General features: G+C 26.8%; 14 protein-coding genes. 5 read left to right on the top strand and 9 right to left on the bottom strand.

Going from position 1 to position 17,080, the window contains the following annotated elements:
• Positions 1-403 precede the first annotated feature (403 nt).
• Both HUJ77_RS04370 and HUJ77_RS04365 read left to right on the top strand, forming a co-directional pair.
• Positions 404-817 carry an HIT domain-containing protein gene (locus HUJ77_RS04370; protein ID WP_291707355.1) on the top strand — a complete coding sequence of 138 codons (414 nt, stop codon included), beginning with the start codon at positions 404-406 and terminating at the stop codon, positions 815-817.
• A gap of 23 nt (positions 818-840) precedes the next feature.
• Positions 841-1,326 (top strand): 2'-5' RNA ligase, encoded by a 486-nt coding sequence (locus tag HUJ77_RS04365; RefSeq protein WP_291707354.1) that lies wholly within the window; start codon positions 841-843, stop codon positions 1,324-1,326.
• 152 nt (positions 1,327-1,478) lie between these two features.
• Here the strand turns inward: HUJ77_RS04365 and clpB are convergent, their stop codons facing one another.
• Positions 1,479-4,073 carry an ATP-dependent chaperone ClpB gene (clpB, locus tag HUJ77_RS04360; protein ID WP_291707353.1) on the bottom strand — a complete coding sequence of 865 codons (2,595 nt, stop codon included), beginning with the start codon at positions 4,071-4,073 and terminating at the stop codon, positions 1,479-1,481.
• Between the two features lie 166 nt (positions 4,074-4,239).
• Here clpB and HUJ77_RS04355 point away from each other — a divergent pair, with 166 nt between their 5' ends.
• Positions 4,240-6,306, top strand: coding sequence for a helix-turn-helix domain-containing protein (locus tag HUJ77_RS04355; protein WP_291707390.1), 2,067 nt, complete (start codon positions 4,240-4,242; stop codon positions 6,304-6,306).
• A 411-nt stretch (positions 6,307-6,717) separates the two neighbouring features.
• On the opposite strand, the gene HUJ77_RS04350 is transcribed toward HUJ77_RS04355, so the two are convergent.
• The 6 genes from HUJ77_RS04350 to HUJ77_RS04325 all read right to left on the bottom strand — a co-directional run bounded on the left by HUJ77_RS04350 (position 6,718) and on the right by HUJ77_RS04325 (position 12,341).
• Complete coding sequence (locus HUJ77_RS04350; protein ID WP_291707352.1) at positions 6,718-7,974, bottom strand: helix-turn-helix transcriptional regulator; 1,257 nt, start codon at positions 7,972-7,974, stop codon at positions 6,718-6,720.
• Between the two features lie 18 nt (positions 7,975-7,992).
• Positions 7,993-9,294 carry a tetratricopeptide repeat protein gene (locus HUJ77_RS04345; RefSeq protein WP_291707351.1) on the bottom strand — a complete coding sequence of 434 codons (1,302 nt, stop codon included), beginning with the start codon at positions 9,292-9,294 and terminating at the stop codon, positions 7,993-7,995.
• A 384-nt stretch (positions 9,295-9,678) separates the two neighbouring features.
• A complete protein-coding gene (locus HUJ77_RS04340; RefSeq protein WP_291707350.1) occupies positions 9,679-9,852 on the bottom strand; it encodes a YtxH domain-containing protein in 174 nt (57 codons plus the stop codon).
• Between the two features lie 327 nt (positions 9,853-10,179).
• Positions 10,180-10,884, bottom strand: a complete 705-nt coding sequence (locus HUJ77_RS04335; RefSeq protein WP_291707349.1) for a ribonuclease H family protein — start codon at positions 10,882-10,884, stop codon at positions 10,180-10,182.
• Between the two features lie 22 nt (positions 10,885-10,906).
• Positions 10,907-11,884, bottom strand: a complete 978-nt coding sequence (locus HUJ77_RS04330) for a DUF1232 domain-containing protein (protein WP_291707348.1) — start codon at positions 11,882-11,884, stop codon at positions 10,907-10,909.
• A gap of 28 nt (positions 11,885-11,912) precedes the next feature.
• Positions 11,913-12,341: a hypothetical protein gene (locus HUJ77_RS04325; protein WP_291707347.1), complete on the bottom strand. Its 429-nt coding sequence runs from the start codon at positions 12,339-12,341 to the stop codon at positions 11,913-11,915.
• A 214-nt stretch (positions 12,342-12,555) separates the two neighbouring features.
• Here HUJ77_RS04325 and HUJ77_RS04320 point away from each other — a divergent pair, with 214 nt between their 5' ends.
• A complete protein-coding gene (locus HUJ77_RS04320; protein ID WP_291707346.1) occupies positions 12,556-14,301 on the top strand; it encodes an FtsH/Yme1/Tma family ATP-dependent metallopeptidase in 1,746 nt (581 codons plus the stop codon).
• 214 nt (positions 14,302-14,515) lie between these two features.
• Here HUJ77_RS04320 and HUJ77_RS04315 read toward each other — a convergent pair whose 3' ends face one another.
• On the bottom strand, positions 14,516-15,217 hold the full coding sequence (locus HUJ77_RS04315; RefSeq protein ID WP_291707345.1) for a hypothetical protein: 702 nt from the start codon (positions 15,215-15,217) through the stop codon (positions 14,516-14,518).
• A 395-nt stretch (positions 15,218-15,612) separates the two neighbouring features.
• Between HUJ77_RS04315 and HUJ77_RS04310 the strand changes: the two genes are divergently transcribed.
• Positions 15,613-16,080 (top strand): pyridoxamine 5'-phosphate oxidase family protein, encoded by a 468-nt coding sequence (locus tag HUJ77_RS04310; protein ID WP_291707344.1) that lies wholly within the window; start codon positions 15,613-15,615, stop codon positions 16,078-16,080.
• A gap of 268 nt (positions 16,081-16,348) precedes the next feature.
• Here the strand turns inward: HUJ77_RS04310 and HUJ77_RS04305 are convergent, their stop codons facing one another.
• The gene (locus HUJ77_RS04305; RefSeq protein WP_291707343.1) at positions 16,349-16,879 is read right to left on the bottom strand and encodes a helix-turn-helix domain-containing protein; all 531 of its coding nucleotides are present in this window, start codon (positions 16,877-16,879) and stop codon (positions 16,349-16,351) included.
• Positions 16,880-17,080: the final 201 nt, after the last annotated feature.

Raw genomic sequence — 17,080 nt, 5'->3', positions numbered from 1 at the left:
GAACTCCTGGCCCACGCCTTAGAAGGGCGTTGCTCTATCCAGCTGAGCTAAACACGCATCTTTTCCACGAAAAATATAATACCCTATTTTGTCGCATTATGTCAACAGTTTTTTATATTTAAATTAAATTTTAATTTAAAATCAATGTCCTAATAATAATAAAATCTAATTATTCTTATTAAATACAAAACTAATAGCAAATTAATATGAAAAAGAAAGTTTCATATAATTATTTATATAAATTTTAATATTTATGCATTTTTATTTGGTAAATAATGTATAATATTAAAATACTACTATTACTAACTTTTATCAATAACACTTAAAATATTATGATAAGTCAGATATATATAATTTACCTTTCATCTAGAGTAAAATTTATAATTAAGAAGGAGAATTAATAATGGATAATTGCATTTTTTGTAAGATTGTTAGAGGAGAAGCTTCAAGTATGAAAGTCTTTGAAGATAAATATACGATTGCATTTATGGATCTAGCAAAAGATGCTGATGGTCATATTCTTGTAATTCCTAAAAAGCATTTTAAAAATATTTTGGATTGTGATAATGATACATTAAAATTCCTTATGAATACTGTAAAAAAAGTTTCTAATCACTTGGTTGAAAATTGCGGATACACTGGAGTTGATTTATTAAATGCAAATAATGAATCTGCTGGACAAACAATCCAACATTTTCATATTCACATTATTCCTAGAAAAGATGGGGATGGACTTGGTGGTTCCGGAGAATGGCCTAAATTTATCGGAGCAAAATATGAAATAGAATATATGCAAAAGAAACTTATTATTAAATAGATTATAGAATTGGAGTGAAAGAGATGGATAAATTTTTATGTGTAATGGCTGGTTTTAATGACCAAACAGAAAAAACTCTAAATATTTTACAAGATAAGTTATACTCTAAGGGATTTGTTGGAAATCAAACGAAAGATATTCCAACTCATATTACCATTGGAACTCTTGCATGTGAAAAGGAATCAGAACTAGTTGATTTTTTAAAAGAAATCACTCTCTCAACAAAACCAATTGAAGTTGAATTTCATCATATAGGTATTTTTTGGGGTGGTGAGGTTTTATTTGTTGCACCTGATATCAATGGCTATATGTTGGAACTTAAAGAACTATTTGGAAGTAGCAAAGGATGGACACCACATGTCACAATGTTGATTGATGATACAAATACAGTTCTTGAAGCAGAAAGAATATTACTATCAGAATTCAAGGAATTTATTGGGGAAATAGATAAGATTTATTTATATGAGTTTTTTCCCCCTAGATATATTGGATGCTACATTCTAAAGTGATTACAAATGAATAACTAGTAAATTAACATAAGAAAATCACATATGAAATCTAATATGATTTCACATGTGATTTTAATTTAACTTTTTACTTCTTACTTTTTACCTCTTACTTTTTACCTCTTACTTTTTACCTATTCACTATTAGTTATTCTCTACTTTATAACTAATTCTTCTCCTTCTGCTTCTACTACAACATGTGAGCCATATCCAATATCACCTTTTATAATTAATCTAGCTAATTTATTTTCTAATGTATTTTGAATATATCTCTTTAATGGTCTAGCACCGTATACTGGATCATAACCTTCTCTTGCCATAATTGTCTTAGCTGCATCAGTTACATCTATAGTTATATTTCTTTCCTTTAATCTTCCTGATATTTCTTCTAAGAAAATTTCTATTATCTTCTTAATACCACTTTCAGATAAAGGCTTAAACATAATTATATCGTCTACTCTATTTAAGAATTCAGGCTTAAATCTTAGTTTCATTTCATTCATAACTTCACTTCTAATTTCTGGATCTACACTATCTTCACTCTTATTTTCTAAAAGATAGCTACTACCTATATTAGAAGTCATAATTATAATAGTATTTTTAAAATCTATAGTTTTTCCTTTATTATCAGTTAATCTACCATCATCTAAGATTTGTAAGAAGATATTAAATACATCTTCATGAGCCTTTTCAATTTCATCAAAAAGTATTACACTATATGGATTTCTTCTTACCGCCTCTGTAAGTTGACCACCTTCATCATATCCAACATATCCTGGAGGAGCTCCCACTAGTCTAGAAACTGAATGTTTTTCCATATATTCAGACATATCAATTCTTATAATATTTTCTTCTGAATCAAATAAGTTTCTAGCTAATGTCTTAGCAAGTTCTGTCTTACCAACACCAGTTGGACCTAAAAATATAAATGAACCTATTGGTTTATTAGCATCCTTTAAGCCTGCTCTTGCTCTAAGAATAGCATTAGATACTGCAGTTATAGCTTCTTCTTGGCCAATAACTCTCTTTTCAATTTCACTTTCTAATCTTAGAAGCTTTTCTCTTTCTCCTTCTAAAAGATTAGTTACTGGAATTCCAGTCCACTTAGAAAGTACCTTAGATACCTCTTCTTCAGTTACCTCTTCTTTTAAAAGAGCTCCTTCGTAGTTTTCCTTTACTTCCACTTCTTTTTGTTTTATTTCTTCTTCTAAAGCTGGAATTACACTATATTGAATTTCTGCTGCCTTATTATAGTTATAATTTCTTTGAGCAGCTTCTAAATCTCCTCTTGCTTCATCTAGCTTAGTTTTTAAGTCCCTTAAATTTACTATTGCATCCTTTTCCTTTTCAAATTTTGCTGTCATAGCATCATTTTCTGCTTTAAGTTCTGCAATATCTTTATCTAAAGCCTCTAATTTCTTTTTAGAACCTTCATCCTTTTCCTTTGTAAGAGCTTCCTTTTCAATTTCCAATTGGAATAATTTCCTTCTAATGTTATCAAGTTCTGTTGGAAGAGAATCTATTTCAGTTCTTATCATAGCACCAGCTTCATCAATTAAATCTATTGCCTTATCTGGTAAAAATCTATCTTGAATATATCTATGTGATAATTTTGCTGCTGCCACTAAAGCTGAATCATGAATTCTTATTCCATGATGTATTTCAAATCTTTCCTTTAATCCTCTAAGAATTGATATAGTATCATCAACTGTTGGTTCATCTACTATTACAGGTTGGAATCTTCTTTCTAAAGCCTTGTCTTTTTCAATATACTGTCTATATTCATCAAAGGTTGTAGCACCTATACAGTGCAATTCTCCTCTTGCAAGTAAAGGCTTAATTAAGTTACCTGCATCCATAGCACCATCAGTTTTACCAGCACCAACTATTGTGTGAATTTCATCAATAAATAGAATTATTCTACCTTCACTGCTTTGAACTTCTTTTAATACAGCCTTTAATCTTTCTTCAAATTCACCTCTATATTTAGCACCAGCTATTAATGAACCCATATCTAAAGAGAATATAACTTTATTCTTTAACCCTTCTGGAACATCTCCTCTAATAATTCTTTCTGCTAATCCTTCTACTATAGCAGTTTTACCAACACCAGGTTCACCTATTAATACAGGATTATTTTTTGTTCTTCTTGATAAAATTCTAATAGTTCTTCTTATTTCTTCATCTCTACCTATTACAGGATCTAATTTATGCTTTTTAGCAAGGTCTGTTAAGTTAGTACCATACTTACCTAAAGCATCATAAGTTCCTTCTGGATCTTGAGTTTCTACTCTTTGATTACCTCTTACTTCCTTTAAAACATTCATAAATGTTTTTTTATTAATATTATATTTATCTAATATCCTCTTTACTTCACCATTTTTATCTACTTCAATTATTGCAAGCATTAAATGCTCAACACTAATATATGAATCTTCAAATTTCTTAGCTATATCTTCAGCTTTTACTAATACTTCTTCTATTTGCCTAGTAGCATAAACCCCAGATGAGTTAGCACCCTCGCCTAAAACCTTTGGCATATTTCCTAATGCTCTATTTAAATCATCATCTATTGACTTTACACTAACACCCATTTTAGTAAATATATTAGGTATTAGCCCATCCTCTTGTTCTACTAATGCTGTGAATAAATGTATTAGTTCTACTTGTTGGTGATTAAATTTGACTGCAATCATACTAGCATCATTTAGTGCTTGTTGAACCCTTAATGTCATTTTTTCAACGTTCATGTGCTTCACTCCTTTATATACTACTTTATATATATATTTTAATCTACATTTAAATAATAATACAAAAGTCAAAGAAAGTCAAAGTATATTTTATAATTTTAATCCTTTTCTATTTTTCAAATAATAGGATATAATTATATTATTATAACAAAATGAGGTGATTTTTATAAGAAGAGAATATATAGTTTACCCAGCAGACTCTCCTATAAAAATAACATATGCTAACATAAGGGAATATCCAATACATTGGCATAATTCTATTGAAATACTTTATGTTTTAAGAGGAAGCATAAATGTTAATGTAGATACAGATTCCTTTGAAGTATTAGAAAAAGAAATGGAGATTATAAACGTTGACGAAGCACATAGAATTTATAGTGATGAAGATAATAGAGTCTTAATGTTTCATATAGATCCTTCCTTCTTTGAAAAGTATTATAAGGATATAAATAATATTTTCTTTTACACTAACTCCACTGATGATGGTGCTCAAGAAGGAGAAGAATATGATTTACTTAGAAATTTTCTAGCTAAACTTTTATGTGAGTCAGTACAAAAGTTAGATGATTTTGATAAGGAAGTAGAGTCATTATTAATAGATTTGCTTTATCATCTTATAAATAATTTTCATTACTTAACTTATGAAAGAGAAGAATTAAAATCTAATACTGAACAATTAGCAAGATATCATAGAATTTCTAAGTATATATTTAATAATTATGATAGTAATATTACACTACAAGAAATTGCTAAGAAAGAATTTTTAAGCCCTCATTATTTATCTCATGAAATAAAAAATGCAACTGGGAATAGCTTTACTGATTTAGTTAATCAGACTAGAGTTGAAGAATCTGTTAAATTATTATTAGATAGTGACTTAAGTATTTCTGACATTTCAGATGAAGTTGGTTTCTCCCATGTTAGATATTTAAATAAAAATTTTAAAAACTACTATGGATGTACTCCACTTCAATATAGGAAAAAAAATAAATTAACGGAAGAAGAATATGAGAGCAGTAAAATAATCGAAATTTTAAATCTTGAGGATGCCTTAGAATATCTATCATCAGAATTAGATGATTACGAAAGATTTAATTATGAAAATAAACTATGGAAAGTCCATATAAATATGGATGAGAGTCAAGGGGAACTTAACAAGAATTTTAGAGAAATAATAAATTTAGATGATGCCTTTGATTTACTTCTAGAGGATAATAAAGATATACTAGAGGAAATTCAAGAAGAGCTTCACTTTAAATATGTTAGATTAGAAAATATGTTTAATAATGATATGGGGGTTTTCCCTAAAGCTGACTTCTATAACTGGAATAAAGCTAAAAGCATTATTGAATTTTTGGATTATATTGATTTAAAACCTCTTATTTTAATAGATAATCCTAATTTTTCACTAGAAAAATATAAACATATCCTAAATAGCTTTTTTGAGTATTTTTCAGAAATAGATTATATTGATATAACTGAATTTAAATTTCAATGTACTCCTATTATAAATAGAAGCTTAAAGATGTCATTATTAGAATTTATATCTAATGAATATAATATAGAGGTTATAGAAGAAGATTTTATTTGTGATAAAAGCTTAAATAAAATTTATGATACAGCATTTATGTTACCATTTATTATCCATAACACAATATTTAATAAAAATTCATTAAGCTTTTTAAGAGCTTTTGATGTTTTAGAAAAGGAAATAAGCTTAACAAATGAGGTATTTATAGGTGCTCCTGGTTTAGTAAATGATATGGGAATAAGAAAGCCATCTTATTATGCCTACTACTTATTAAGTAAATTAGGTGATGAGATTGTAACTATAGACAATGGATTAATAGTTACTAAAAAGGATGATGAGTATTGTATTCTATTGTATTCTTATACTGATGAACTTGAAGAATTACAAAGCTTCGAAAATATCTTTACTAAACGTGGTAAGAGAAAGATTTATAAAAAGAAAACATCTTTAAATATTGAAAACATAAAAAAATCTTCTAGAATAATAACTTACGAAATAAGTGAAAGAATTGGTTCTTCTTATAACTACTGGTTATCCATGGGGTCCCCAGATAGATTAAAGAAGGAAGAAAAAGAGATATTACACAAAGCTTCCTTCCCTAAAATAGAATTTAGTTATTCTAAGAAAAATACAATTTTAAATATTATTACTGAATTAAAGGGATATGATGCTAAGCTTATAGTAATTAAAAACATTAAGTAGGTAAATATTATAATCAAAAGTACAAAGACACAACTTTTTAGTGTTTCTTTGTACTTTTTTATATCTTGGAAATTTTGTAAATAACTTAAATGTACTTAAAACTAAACATTTAAGTCAATGCATTCTAATGGGTTTGCAAGTATAATTTAAACATAAGTGATTAAATTAAAAGATTAGAAAGGGTTGATTTTAATGAGAGGATTATTTTTCGTACCAAGCGTATTCTCAAAATATTCATTAGCTAATATAATATCATCATTTTTCCATCCAAATAAAAAGTAATTATAGTTTTTAAAAACATTAAAATATTTATGAGTATAAAGTAGAATACTTTTAAAATTGAAAGCTCATAAAGAAGTTAACAAAATTTTTAACTTCTTTATGAGCTTTTATTTTTATAACCAATATATATTATTTCTCTAGTTTCATAGCTAATGTAAAGTATTTCAAGGAATCTTTTACATCCCCTAACTTATAATACATTTCACCCATATCAAGATATCTTTCATGTCTTTTTTCTTTGTTAGCAAATTTAAACAACGAATCTAGCGAAAGGTTCATATACATTTCAGCTTGAATATATAGTTCTTTCTTTTGAAGTATCATACCCTTTAAATAATATGCTTCTTCAATTAGTACTATATCATTAGTATCAATTGCAGAATTTAAGGCTCTATCTGTAATTTCATAGGCAATATCATATTCTTTATTTTCATAAAGAGTTTTAACACATTTATTTAAGAATTTAACATATTTCTTTTCATCAATTGTTGGAAATAAATCTATTCCTTCCATAATTTCTTCAATTGCCTTTTCCCTGTTGTTTACATAAAAATAGCTTTCTCCAGTTTTACCTTTAGCACTTGCTAATACTGCTAATTTTTCTTTCTTATATTTATAAGCTAAATTTATATATTCTTCATATCCACCCTTATCTAATCTTATACAAACAATTGCAAAGCTATGATAAATATCACCCTTATCTAGGTCTTTCTCTATATTATCTATATATTTTAAAGCTTCCTTAAAAATATCATAAGCTTCCTCTAATCGGCCTAGCTTTTCAAAAGATTTTCCTTCTCTATAGCAAATATAGGCATAATCTGCTTTATTAAAATTTTTTTTACTTTTAATTATTGATCTTGCTCTACTAAAGTAATTTATAGCTTCATTATAATCTTCTATACTATAAAAGAAGGTTGCCATATCTACATAATAAGTAATAGTGTTTTCGGGAGTATTGTTCTTTTGATATAAATCATAATATTGTGATATCATTAATTGTATATTTTCAACCTTATTTTTACTAACATAATAACTAAATAATTTATGAATTAATTCAAAGGCTAAATCATTATAGGCATAATCTAAAGCATAATTCAAATTATGATTTATAACATTATCCATTTCTTCATCTGGAACTAATCCCCTATTGATTAGTTTTAAATTGCTTGTTATTTGCTCTTCTACATCTCTTACCAAGTAATCATAATCAAGTCCAAGCTTTTCTGATATATATTCTAGAATATCCTTGTCCGCTTTAATTTTTCCATTTTCTATACAACTCATTTTAGATATGGAAACTTTACTTCCGCATAATTCTTTTAACGTTATTCCTTGATATACCCTTGCCCTTTTAATTTTTTCGCCAGTTGATAATATTTCCATTTAAATCCCCCGCCTGAATTAGTTTTTAAGTATTCCTAACTTCCTAAAAATATTAACTCCCTCGTCTAAATACTTAGCCGCTTCTACTTCCTTCTTATTATCTATATAGAACTTTCCTATCATTATTGCTAATTGCCCTGCTTGTTTTTGTGAATTATTCTTCTTAGCTAAATCATAAGTATCAAGTAAAACATATTCAGCTTCCTTAAATAATTCCTTAAGAATATAAATTCTATACCATAGTAAATTTAACTCTATAAGATTTTCTATATCTCCTTCTGTTAGGTAAGAAGTTATTTCTATAAGTACTTCTTCGCATTTTGAAATATCCTTTAACTTAATATAGTTCTCACAAATATTCATTAATGTATTAACTATCTTAGAATCATTTCTTCTTATTCTAATATCCTTAGAAATTTCATAATGCTTGAAGGATTCTTCAATGTTTTCAAATTCATAGAATAATTTCCCCAAATTATTTTCTATTTCAGATATATTATTCAACTCATCTAGCTCTTTATAAACTTCTAAAGTTTTTTGGGAATATTTAATAGCGTTTGCTAAATCACCCTGTCTATTATATTCTTCTGATAATAATAATAATGTTTTAGCATATTCTTCCCTATTTCTCACTTGTTCAAACTTACTCTTTGCTAAAAATGAATAATTCATAGCTCTAGTAACATCTTCTATATTGAAATAAGCTTGTGCCATATAATAATATATTTCACCTAGTAAAAAGTCATCTCCAATATTGTTGTCTAAGTAGACCTTTTCAGCTTGTCTTAAATAACTGCTAGCTGAATGAAATGCTTTTTGTTTTAAAGTTATTTCTCCTAAGTTTAAGAAGGTATTTATTATTTCTTCGTAATTATTGTTTTTAATAAAGATAACATTTGATGATAAGAAAAATTGCTGTGCTAAAGTATATTCGCCTTTAGATTTACATATTTGAGCTCTTAAATATATAATTTTTGCCTTTCTATACTCTAAATTATATTTTTCAACATAATATAAAGCATTTTCTATATATTTTTCTCCAGTAATGTAATCTCCGGATAAAATATATGATTCGGCAATTTGCTCATAGTAAACACTTATCTTTTCAGCTTGTGTTTCTTCCGATTCCATTAAGTACTCAACTGAAGTTTGTAAAGCTCCTGCTAAATATTCAAGTAGATCCATAGAAGGATTAGATCGTCCTGATTCAACCAAGCTGATTTGTCCTGGAGTAATTCTATCCCCAGCTAAATCCTTTAGAGTCATATCTAACTCTTTTCGTCTTCTTTTTATTTTTTCTCCTAATGCAAGAATCTCCATTATTACTCTTCCTTTTCATACCAATATATTAATATTATTAACTTTTCCTATTATTTTAAATTATATCATAATTTAACCAATTTAAATAGTAATTCTCCATATAATAAACCTACTAATTTGCTTTTTTCGTCAAAATTAAATATAAATAATAATATTTTCTTATTTTTTCTTTTTAAATATTATATCATTAAACTAAATAAAAGTACTAATTATTTAAACTTTTTAAATATAATTAATTTAATCATAAAAAAATAGATAAAAATATAATGCTAGTATGATTTTACATTTTCAAATCATACTAGCACTATATTTTATCTCTTATGTCAAAAGGAATAATTCTTAATATATTCAGAATTATTGAGTTTGATTTATATGATGGTATTTTTATCTCATGTATCCCATCATCATATCGCAAGCATCTTCAGCCATATTCACAGCCCTTCTGCTTACTCTTTTTAAGTTTCTTTGAGTTTTTCTATCTAATTGTGGCAACATAATAGCACTTACTGCAACTCCTAACACAGCTCCTGCTACCATTCCTTTAAGCAATCTTAACATAATATCACCTCATAAACATTATTCTAAATTTATTATTTGTATTTTTTAATCTTATATTCATGAAATGATTTTTATAATTATTTTTTATTTTCTTTATTTAAAAGATATTCTGCATAGCTTAAAACGTCTTTTTGTTTTTCTTTTGGAAGTTTTAATAAGACTTCTTTCAGCTTGCATAATATTTCTTCATTTTCTTCATTATTATCTAAAGCTATTTCTTTATTGTCTACTTTTTCTATTGCTTCATCTATGGTTTCTATAATAATTGAATTATCCTTAGGAATAATATTAAATTCCCTATCTTTAGCTATATTTTTAAGTTTTTCTTTAACNAACTAAAGCTTTAGAAACATATCTTTTATTACTTCCTAGGTATTTATAAAACTCATTACTAGATTCTATATTTAAAGCTTCCTTACATTTTTCGTCTGCAATTTCATTATATAAATCTCCAGTATGACTATCTACCTTAACGAAAATCACTTCAATTCCACTATCAATTAAGCTTTTCATCTTATTATGATAGGCTACTGATGATTGGTCTTTTCTTTCCCAAAACCCAGTAGCATGATGAGCTATTCCAGCATAGTCATGGAAAATAACTACTTTTCTTTCATTTTGCCTTAAAGCATATTCTACACCTTTAACTGTAGCCTCTAGCTCTCCAGCAATTTGTCTTATAGCTTTATTTGAATTATCTTCACTTCTACCATTTTCCACATATTCTATTATATTATCTTTCACAGCTACTAAAGCATAAGCATATCTTTCTGTTGATATATTATAACTTCCGTCTACATATATATGTAAGCAATCCATGGGATAACTATCTACACCTTTTTTTAACATGCCATCCCCTTTAGATAAAAATGCCTTAGCTTCATTAATATCTTCGAAGCTTTTATATTTAGCGCCTTTAACACCTTTTATATACCTTTGACATTCTGCCCATGTATCTACTATTAAATTTTCAACTTTTTCATTTGTATTAAAATTAAAGCCTTCCTTAATTGCATAAACTTTTTTTGCCATTTATAATACTCCTTGCCTTCTTTTATAATGACACGATTTCCTCAATAAAGTTGTAAATCTTCTCTACGTTTTTAGCACCTGTGAAGTTTACAACATATTCAATAGAGTTTCTTAATACAAAAACAATATCATTTTTACCTTCCCAGTTTTCTAAGACCACTTGAACTGGTACATCAGATATAATTCTTTCTAGTGCAAAAAATGCAACTGCTATTTCATCTACCTTTCCTATAAAAGGTATTTTATTTGGTATTATATCCGTTGGGAAAGCAATATATGCTATAGCCGCAGAAATAATAACTTTGGTTTTTATAGAAACTCTTTTATCTTTTAATAATCTATATAACAAAGCTGCCATATCTGGAACTATAAATAAATAATCACTATAAGTTTTAATTTTTTTAGGAAGTTTTTCTACTGCAAAATTTCTTCCTCTACTATAATGATCCTCTACCTTTACTATATTTTCCTCAATTAACTCAAAATCTTTTTTTGATTCAGCTTCCTTTTCTTTCTCTTCTTCCAATAATGGATCTTCCTTTATTAATGTACCCTTTAGTGAAAGATTTATATTAGCTACTTCAACATTTAAAAGATTTTGAGCGAAATATATATCTGATATATCTAAATCAACATATGGAACATCCTTTAATAAATACTTAACATTTATTACTACTTTTCCATCCTTATAGCTTATCCCTTTTTCTTCTAGAGATTTTAACGCAAACTTTAATGCAGCCTTTCTTGCTATTGAAAATATCTTCAATTTAGCTACCTTAACGGAGGAAACTTCACCATGTACTATTCCATCTTCCACTCTACTAAGCTTAACACCCACTTCAAAGTTAATTGTTATACCTTTAGTAAAGCTTCCATATAGCCTTATTTCATCATCTATATCTATTTTTTGTAAATTTAAACCCTCTACACTTACAAATTCATTTATCATACTCAATAAATCTAAGCCTGATAAGGCTACTCTAACACTTGAAATATTCATTCATACCTACCTCCCATTAATAAATTAATTATGCATTGATATAAAACTTTAAATCAGATCCTATTATATAAAGAAACTTGTCCTTTATATATACATCTTCTATAATTGCTTCATACTTCTCTAAGTCAATCACAATATCTTTTCCTTTTATACTAAGTTGTTCTTCGCCAATGATTTTAACTACTGATTTTAAAACTATATTGCTGATTCCCTTTAACATACCTAATTTATCTATATTTATGTCTTTAGTACCAATAACTATTTTGTTATCGTAAAAACTCTTTATATAGAGGTTGCCACTAAATTTACTATTTATTTTACTAAATATATTTCCTGAAAAACTTATGCCCTCATTTATTTCTATATGGGTTATCTCTATCCCCTTATCTTTGCTTTTTGAGTTAACTAACTTAGTAATATCCATTGATGATAACACAGTTGAATAAAGCAATTTCATTATCTCTCCTTATATATTACTTCTTAAAATCATTAGTCTAATCAGTCAGCTATTTTATTAAAGTATACACTATTTGCATAAAATTTAAAAGATATCTTTTATTTTAGCATATATTCCAACACTTACATAGGAATAATCTAGGTTATTAAGTGGACTAAATTTTTTAAAATGCTAAAATATTTTTGATAATTAATCTTCTTTATAGGAGGTAATCATGAATAAATTAAAGAAAAATTTAATTTTTATTCCAATAGCAACAGCTATTCTTTCAACATTAGTTTTAATGTATTTAAGTTTTGGGAAAACTGCAAACTACAATAAACAATATTCAATATTTTTACAAGATATAACTGATAATAATATATCTAAGGTAATTATTAATAATAACTCAAAACTTACTGTATTTTTAAAGGATGGTAGTAAATATTCTACTGAAAATCCTAATAGCCCAACATTAAAGGAAGATTTATTAAAAAATAATATAGATATTTCAGATGAAAATATAAGTAGCCCTTCTAAAACTATTACTTCTATGGTTCTTTTAGCTTCGATAATTTCTATTGTTTTTATATCTATGGGAAAAAGAAGTGGCTCTAAAATTACTAACCTAGATATAAAAGATTTTTCTGAAGATAAAAATATATTAAATTTTAATTCAGTTGCTGGAAATGAAGAAGCTAAAGAAAGTCTTATGGACATCGTAGACTTTTTAAAGAACCCTGAAAAATATAAAGAGTATGGAGCTAGAATGCCAAAGGGAGTTATCCTTTATGGTTCTCCTGGTACTGGTAAAACTCTTCTTGCAAAAGCAGTTGCAGGTGAAGCTAAAGTTCCATTTTATGCTTTAAGTGGTTCTGATTTTGTACAAGTATATGTAGGGGTTGGTGCTGCTAGAATAAGAAACCTATTTAAGAAGGCAAAGGCAATGGGAAAAGCTGTTATCTTTATTGATGAAATAGATGCAATAGGTAAAAAAAGAGGCGGTGCTAATTCTTCTAGTGGTAATGATGAAAGAGATCAAACTTTAAATGCTCTATTAACTGAAATGTCAGGCTTTGGTGAACAAGAAGGAATTGTAGTTATTGCTGCTACTAATAGATTGGATACCCTTGATTCAGCTCTTCTTAGACCTGGTAGATTCGATAGACATATAGAGGTTTCATTACCTGATTTATCTGCAAGAGAAAAAATAATATCTCTTCATTTAGAAAATAAGCCTTATACTGAAATAAATATAAAAAATATTGCTAAAAAAACTGCTTATTTCTCAGGTGCAAAACTAGAAAGCTTAATTAATGAAGCTGCAATTATAGCAGCTAAAGAAAATTCTCCTTCATTAACAGAGGAACATATAAATAAAGCTTACTCAATTGTACTTGCAGGCTATGAGAAGAAAGAAAGAGGTCATTATCTAGAAGAAGATAGGCTTTTAACTTCCTATCACGAAGCTGGACATGCTCTTCTTTCTCTTATAAAAACACCTGAAGATAAGGTATCAAAAATCACTATTATTCCTACTACTAATGGTGTTGGTGGATATACTCTAACAATACCTAAAGATAAATCTTATCAAAGATTAGATTATTTAAAAAATAGAATTATGGTTCTACTAGGCGGTAGAGCTGCAGAAGAAATAATCTTTGGAAAAGAAAAAATTTCAACTGGTGCTGAAGGAGACTTAAGTCAAACAACAGAAATGGCTATGTCCATGATTTCCGAATATGGAATGGGAAACACATTAGGATTATTAAAATTATCAAAACTAGGTAATCTTTCAACTTCTTATGGAAATCCTATTGTAGAGGAATGTAGAGAATTAGTTAATTCCTTATACCAAGAAACAATAAATACTCTAAAAGAAAACAGAGATACTTTAGATAAACTAGCTATGAAGCTATTAGAAAAAGAAACAATAGAAGAAAAAGAGATTTACAAAATCATTAATATAGATAATAAGTAATAGATAATAAGTAATAGTTGGAAATTAAGGAATGAAAGAATGAAAGAATTAAGAAATTAAGGAATTATTGACAGTATGTATTAATAATATATAAATAAAATTTAATTAAAAAGGTAATAAACCACTAAAATGTTTATTACCTTTTTTAATTTAACTACAACAACTTTTTATAATAAATATTACTTTAAAGCTTATTAGTTTATATAAATATATTCTATCTATTTCTTTCTAATATTAGCTCCACTGATCTATCTATATATTTCTGAATCTCATCTAAACTTGTAGAATAATTAAATTTACTTTGTTTATTAAATTTAATTACATATTCCTTATCTATATTTCTATTTCTAAAAATAGAAATTAAATTTTGTTCATTTATCCATTTTATAAGTTCATTATTGTCTTTAAAATAGCATGATAGTTTTCCATCATCAAAACACTCATATACAGTTTCATCAATTCTATCTTGGCATATTTTATATCGACTATTATTCATCATTCTATGAGGTAGTAACATAAAATTTCCCTTTGTATAATATATTCTAGCAAAGGGCTCAAATATTTTATTAACACTTAATATTTTAGAATCTTTATTATCAATTAGTTCAATTATTTTTTTAATGCTTTCTTTAGTTTTTCTATATTTCACTCCAGTTACTATATAAATAGCTAAACTATATGGAGTCCAAAAAGAAATTATTGTGTCAGCATAAAGAGCTTCCTTATTTGTTAAGCCTCTATGTTTTTTATAATAAAAAGCATCACAATCATATTCTAATCTATTTTTCTCTCCACCATTTAATGCAGTTAAATATAAGAAATGAACCAGTATATTTCTTATATAATTATCTTCATCAAATTGATTTGTTCCATATTTACTTTCAAAAATTTCTTTTAAAACATTTTCAGATATCATCCATTTACCTCCTCTTATATTTAACATTATTTCCATAATTAAGATTTCTAATCTGTATTATTTATATCTTGTTTTATTAATTCATAATCATTTATTTTTAATTTGTGTCCAACATTATCAAATATTAAATAAGGAATATTTCCTTCTAAACAAAAATTCACAGTATTATATTATCATTGTTCTTAACTAAAATAATATCTTAATAAGACTCTGATTTATCTATATATTATAAAAAATAATTTTGCTTCGCATTATAATACAATTTAATAATAATTCGCATTTTTATTATAGATTATAATTAAATAGTAATATTTTACAAAATATGGTATAATGATACTTATATATACTAATTTTTTAAATTACTCAATAAATTAGAATTTTTAGGAGGATTAAAAATGGAAATTTATAAAAAAGCTTTATATACTATGAATGAATTATTTGCAAAGGATTGTCAATTTTCAATAGCTACTGTGAAGGATAACAAACCATCAGTTAGAGTTGTTGATACTTTTTTTGAAAATAATTCATTTTATGTGGTTACCTACTCAAATTCACAAAAGGTTCGCGAATTAGAGGAAAACAGTCAAGTTTCACTATGTAATGAATTTTATCGATTCAATGGAAATGCTTATAATATTGGTCATCCATTATTAGCAGATAATAGAGAGTTAAGAGAAAAATTAATTAAAGTATTTGAACCTTGGTACTTTGCACATAATAATGAAAATGATGAAAATATGTGTTACATAAAAATTGAACTAAATGACGGATTTTTTTATAAAGACGGACTGGGATATAAAGTAAACTTTCAACTAAAAGAAGCTGAAGAATTTCCATTTAATTTAGATATTGAACCAGTATAATAATTACTAACTTCCAATACTATAGCTTGCCACGGAACAAACAATACTATATCTTTTACAACTCATATCCATGAGTTGTTTCATTCAGTACTAAAGAGTGTGTATATAGTATTGTGGTGACTTGGAGCTTGCGACGGAACAAGCAATACTATATACTTTTTACAACTCATCTAGATGAGTTGTTTCCTTCAGTTCTCAGATGGAACATATACTGTTGTGGTGACTTGGAGCTTGCGACGGAACAAACAACAGTATATGTTCCATCTTTTTAATAGTCTAATTGTTTTCTTCTTATGGTTACTTGTTCCTCTGAAGCACTTTCTAATTTATAAGATATAACTTTTCTTTCAATTTCATTAGTGACCTTATCTGAATTACCAAAAAGATCTCTTGCTGCATTTATTGCATAAGCTAGTATTGTGGCTACCCCTCCACTTCCTAATTCAAAGCCCATACTTTCTGTTTCTGATAATTGACTTTTCATTAACTTATAGATTTCTTTACAGTAAGCCCCTTTAATTGTAATTATATCGTATTTGTAATCCAAAGCCATTAATAACTCTGCTGGATTATAAGCTTCAAAGGCTGGATTTTCTTTTGCTAACGCTAAAAGTTCATCTAATACAGTTCCTGGAGTTTTTTCTAAAGCTTTTGCTAATGCCATTATAACTTTATTTGAATAGTTTTCTATTTTTTTCGTTGTATGTGTGGCTAACAATTGCTGACTTACCCCTGTTTTTTTATAAACCTCATATCTCTTACTATTATTCCTTTGTAAATATAAATCTAAATAATTCATAGTTATACCCCCTTATTTTATTAATAGAATTTATTTGATTACTAAAATATTTTTTATTACTTTTATTATATGCCTATTTCTATAATTCGTATACCTAATTTTAGAAATTATTTGAAAAATTCAAAATAAAAAAAACTCCTTAATAGTATAATCCCCTTATGGTAGACAAATATAAAAAGACCCTTATAATTAGGTTAGATA

This window comes from Clostridium sp. (genome assembly GCF_021443865.1).
Classification (GTDB): Bacteria; Bacillota; Clostridia; order Clostridiales; family Clostridiaceae; genus Clostridium.
The sequence above is the reverse complement of the archived record's forward strand: the minus strand, read 5'-3'. Positions and strand labels throughout refer to the sequence as shown.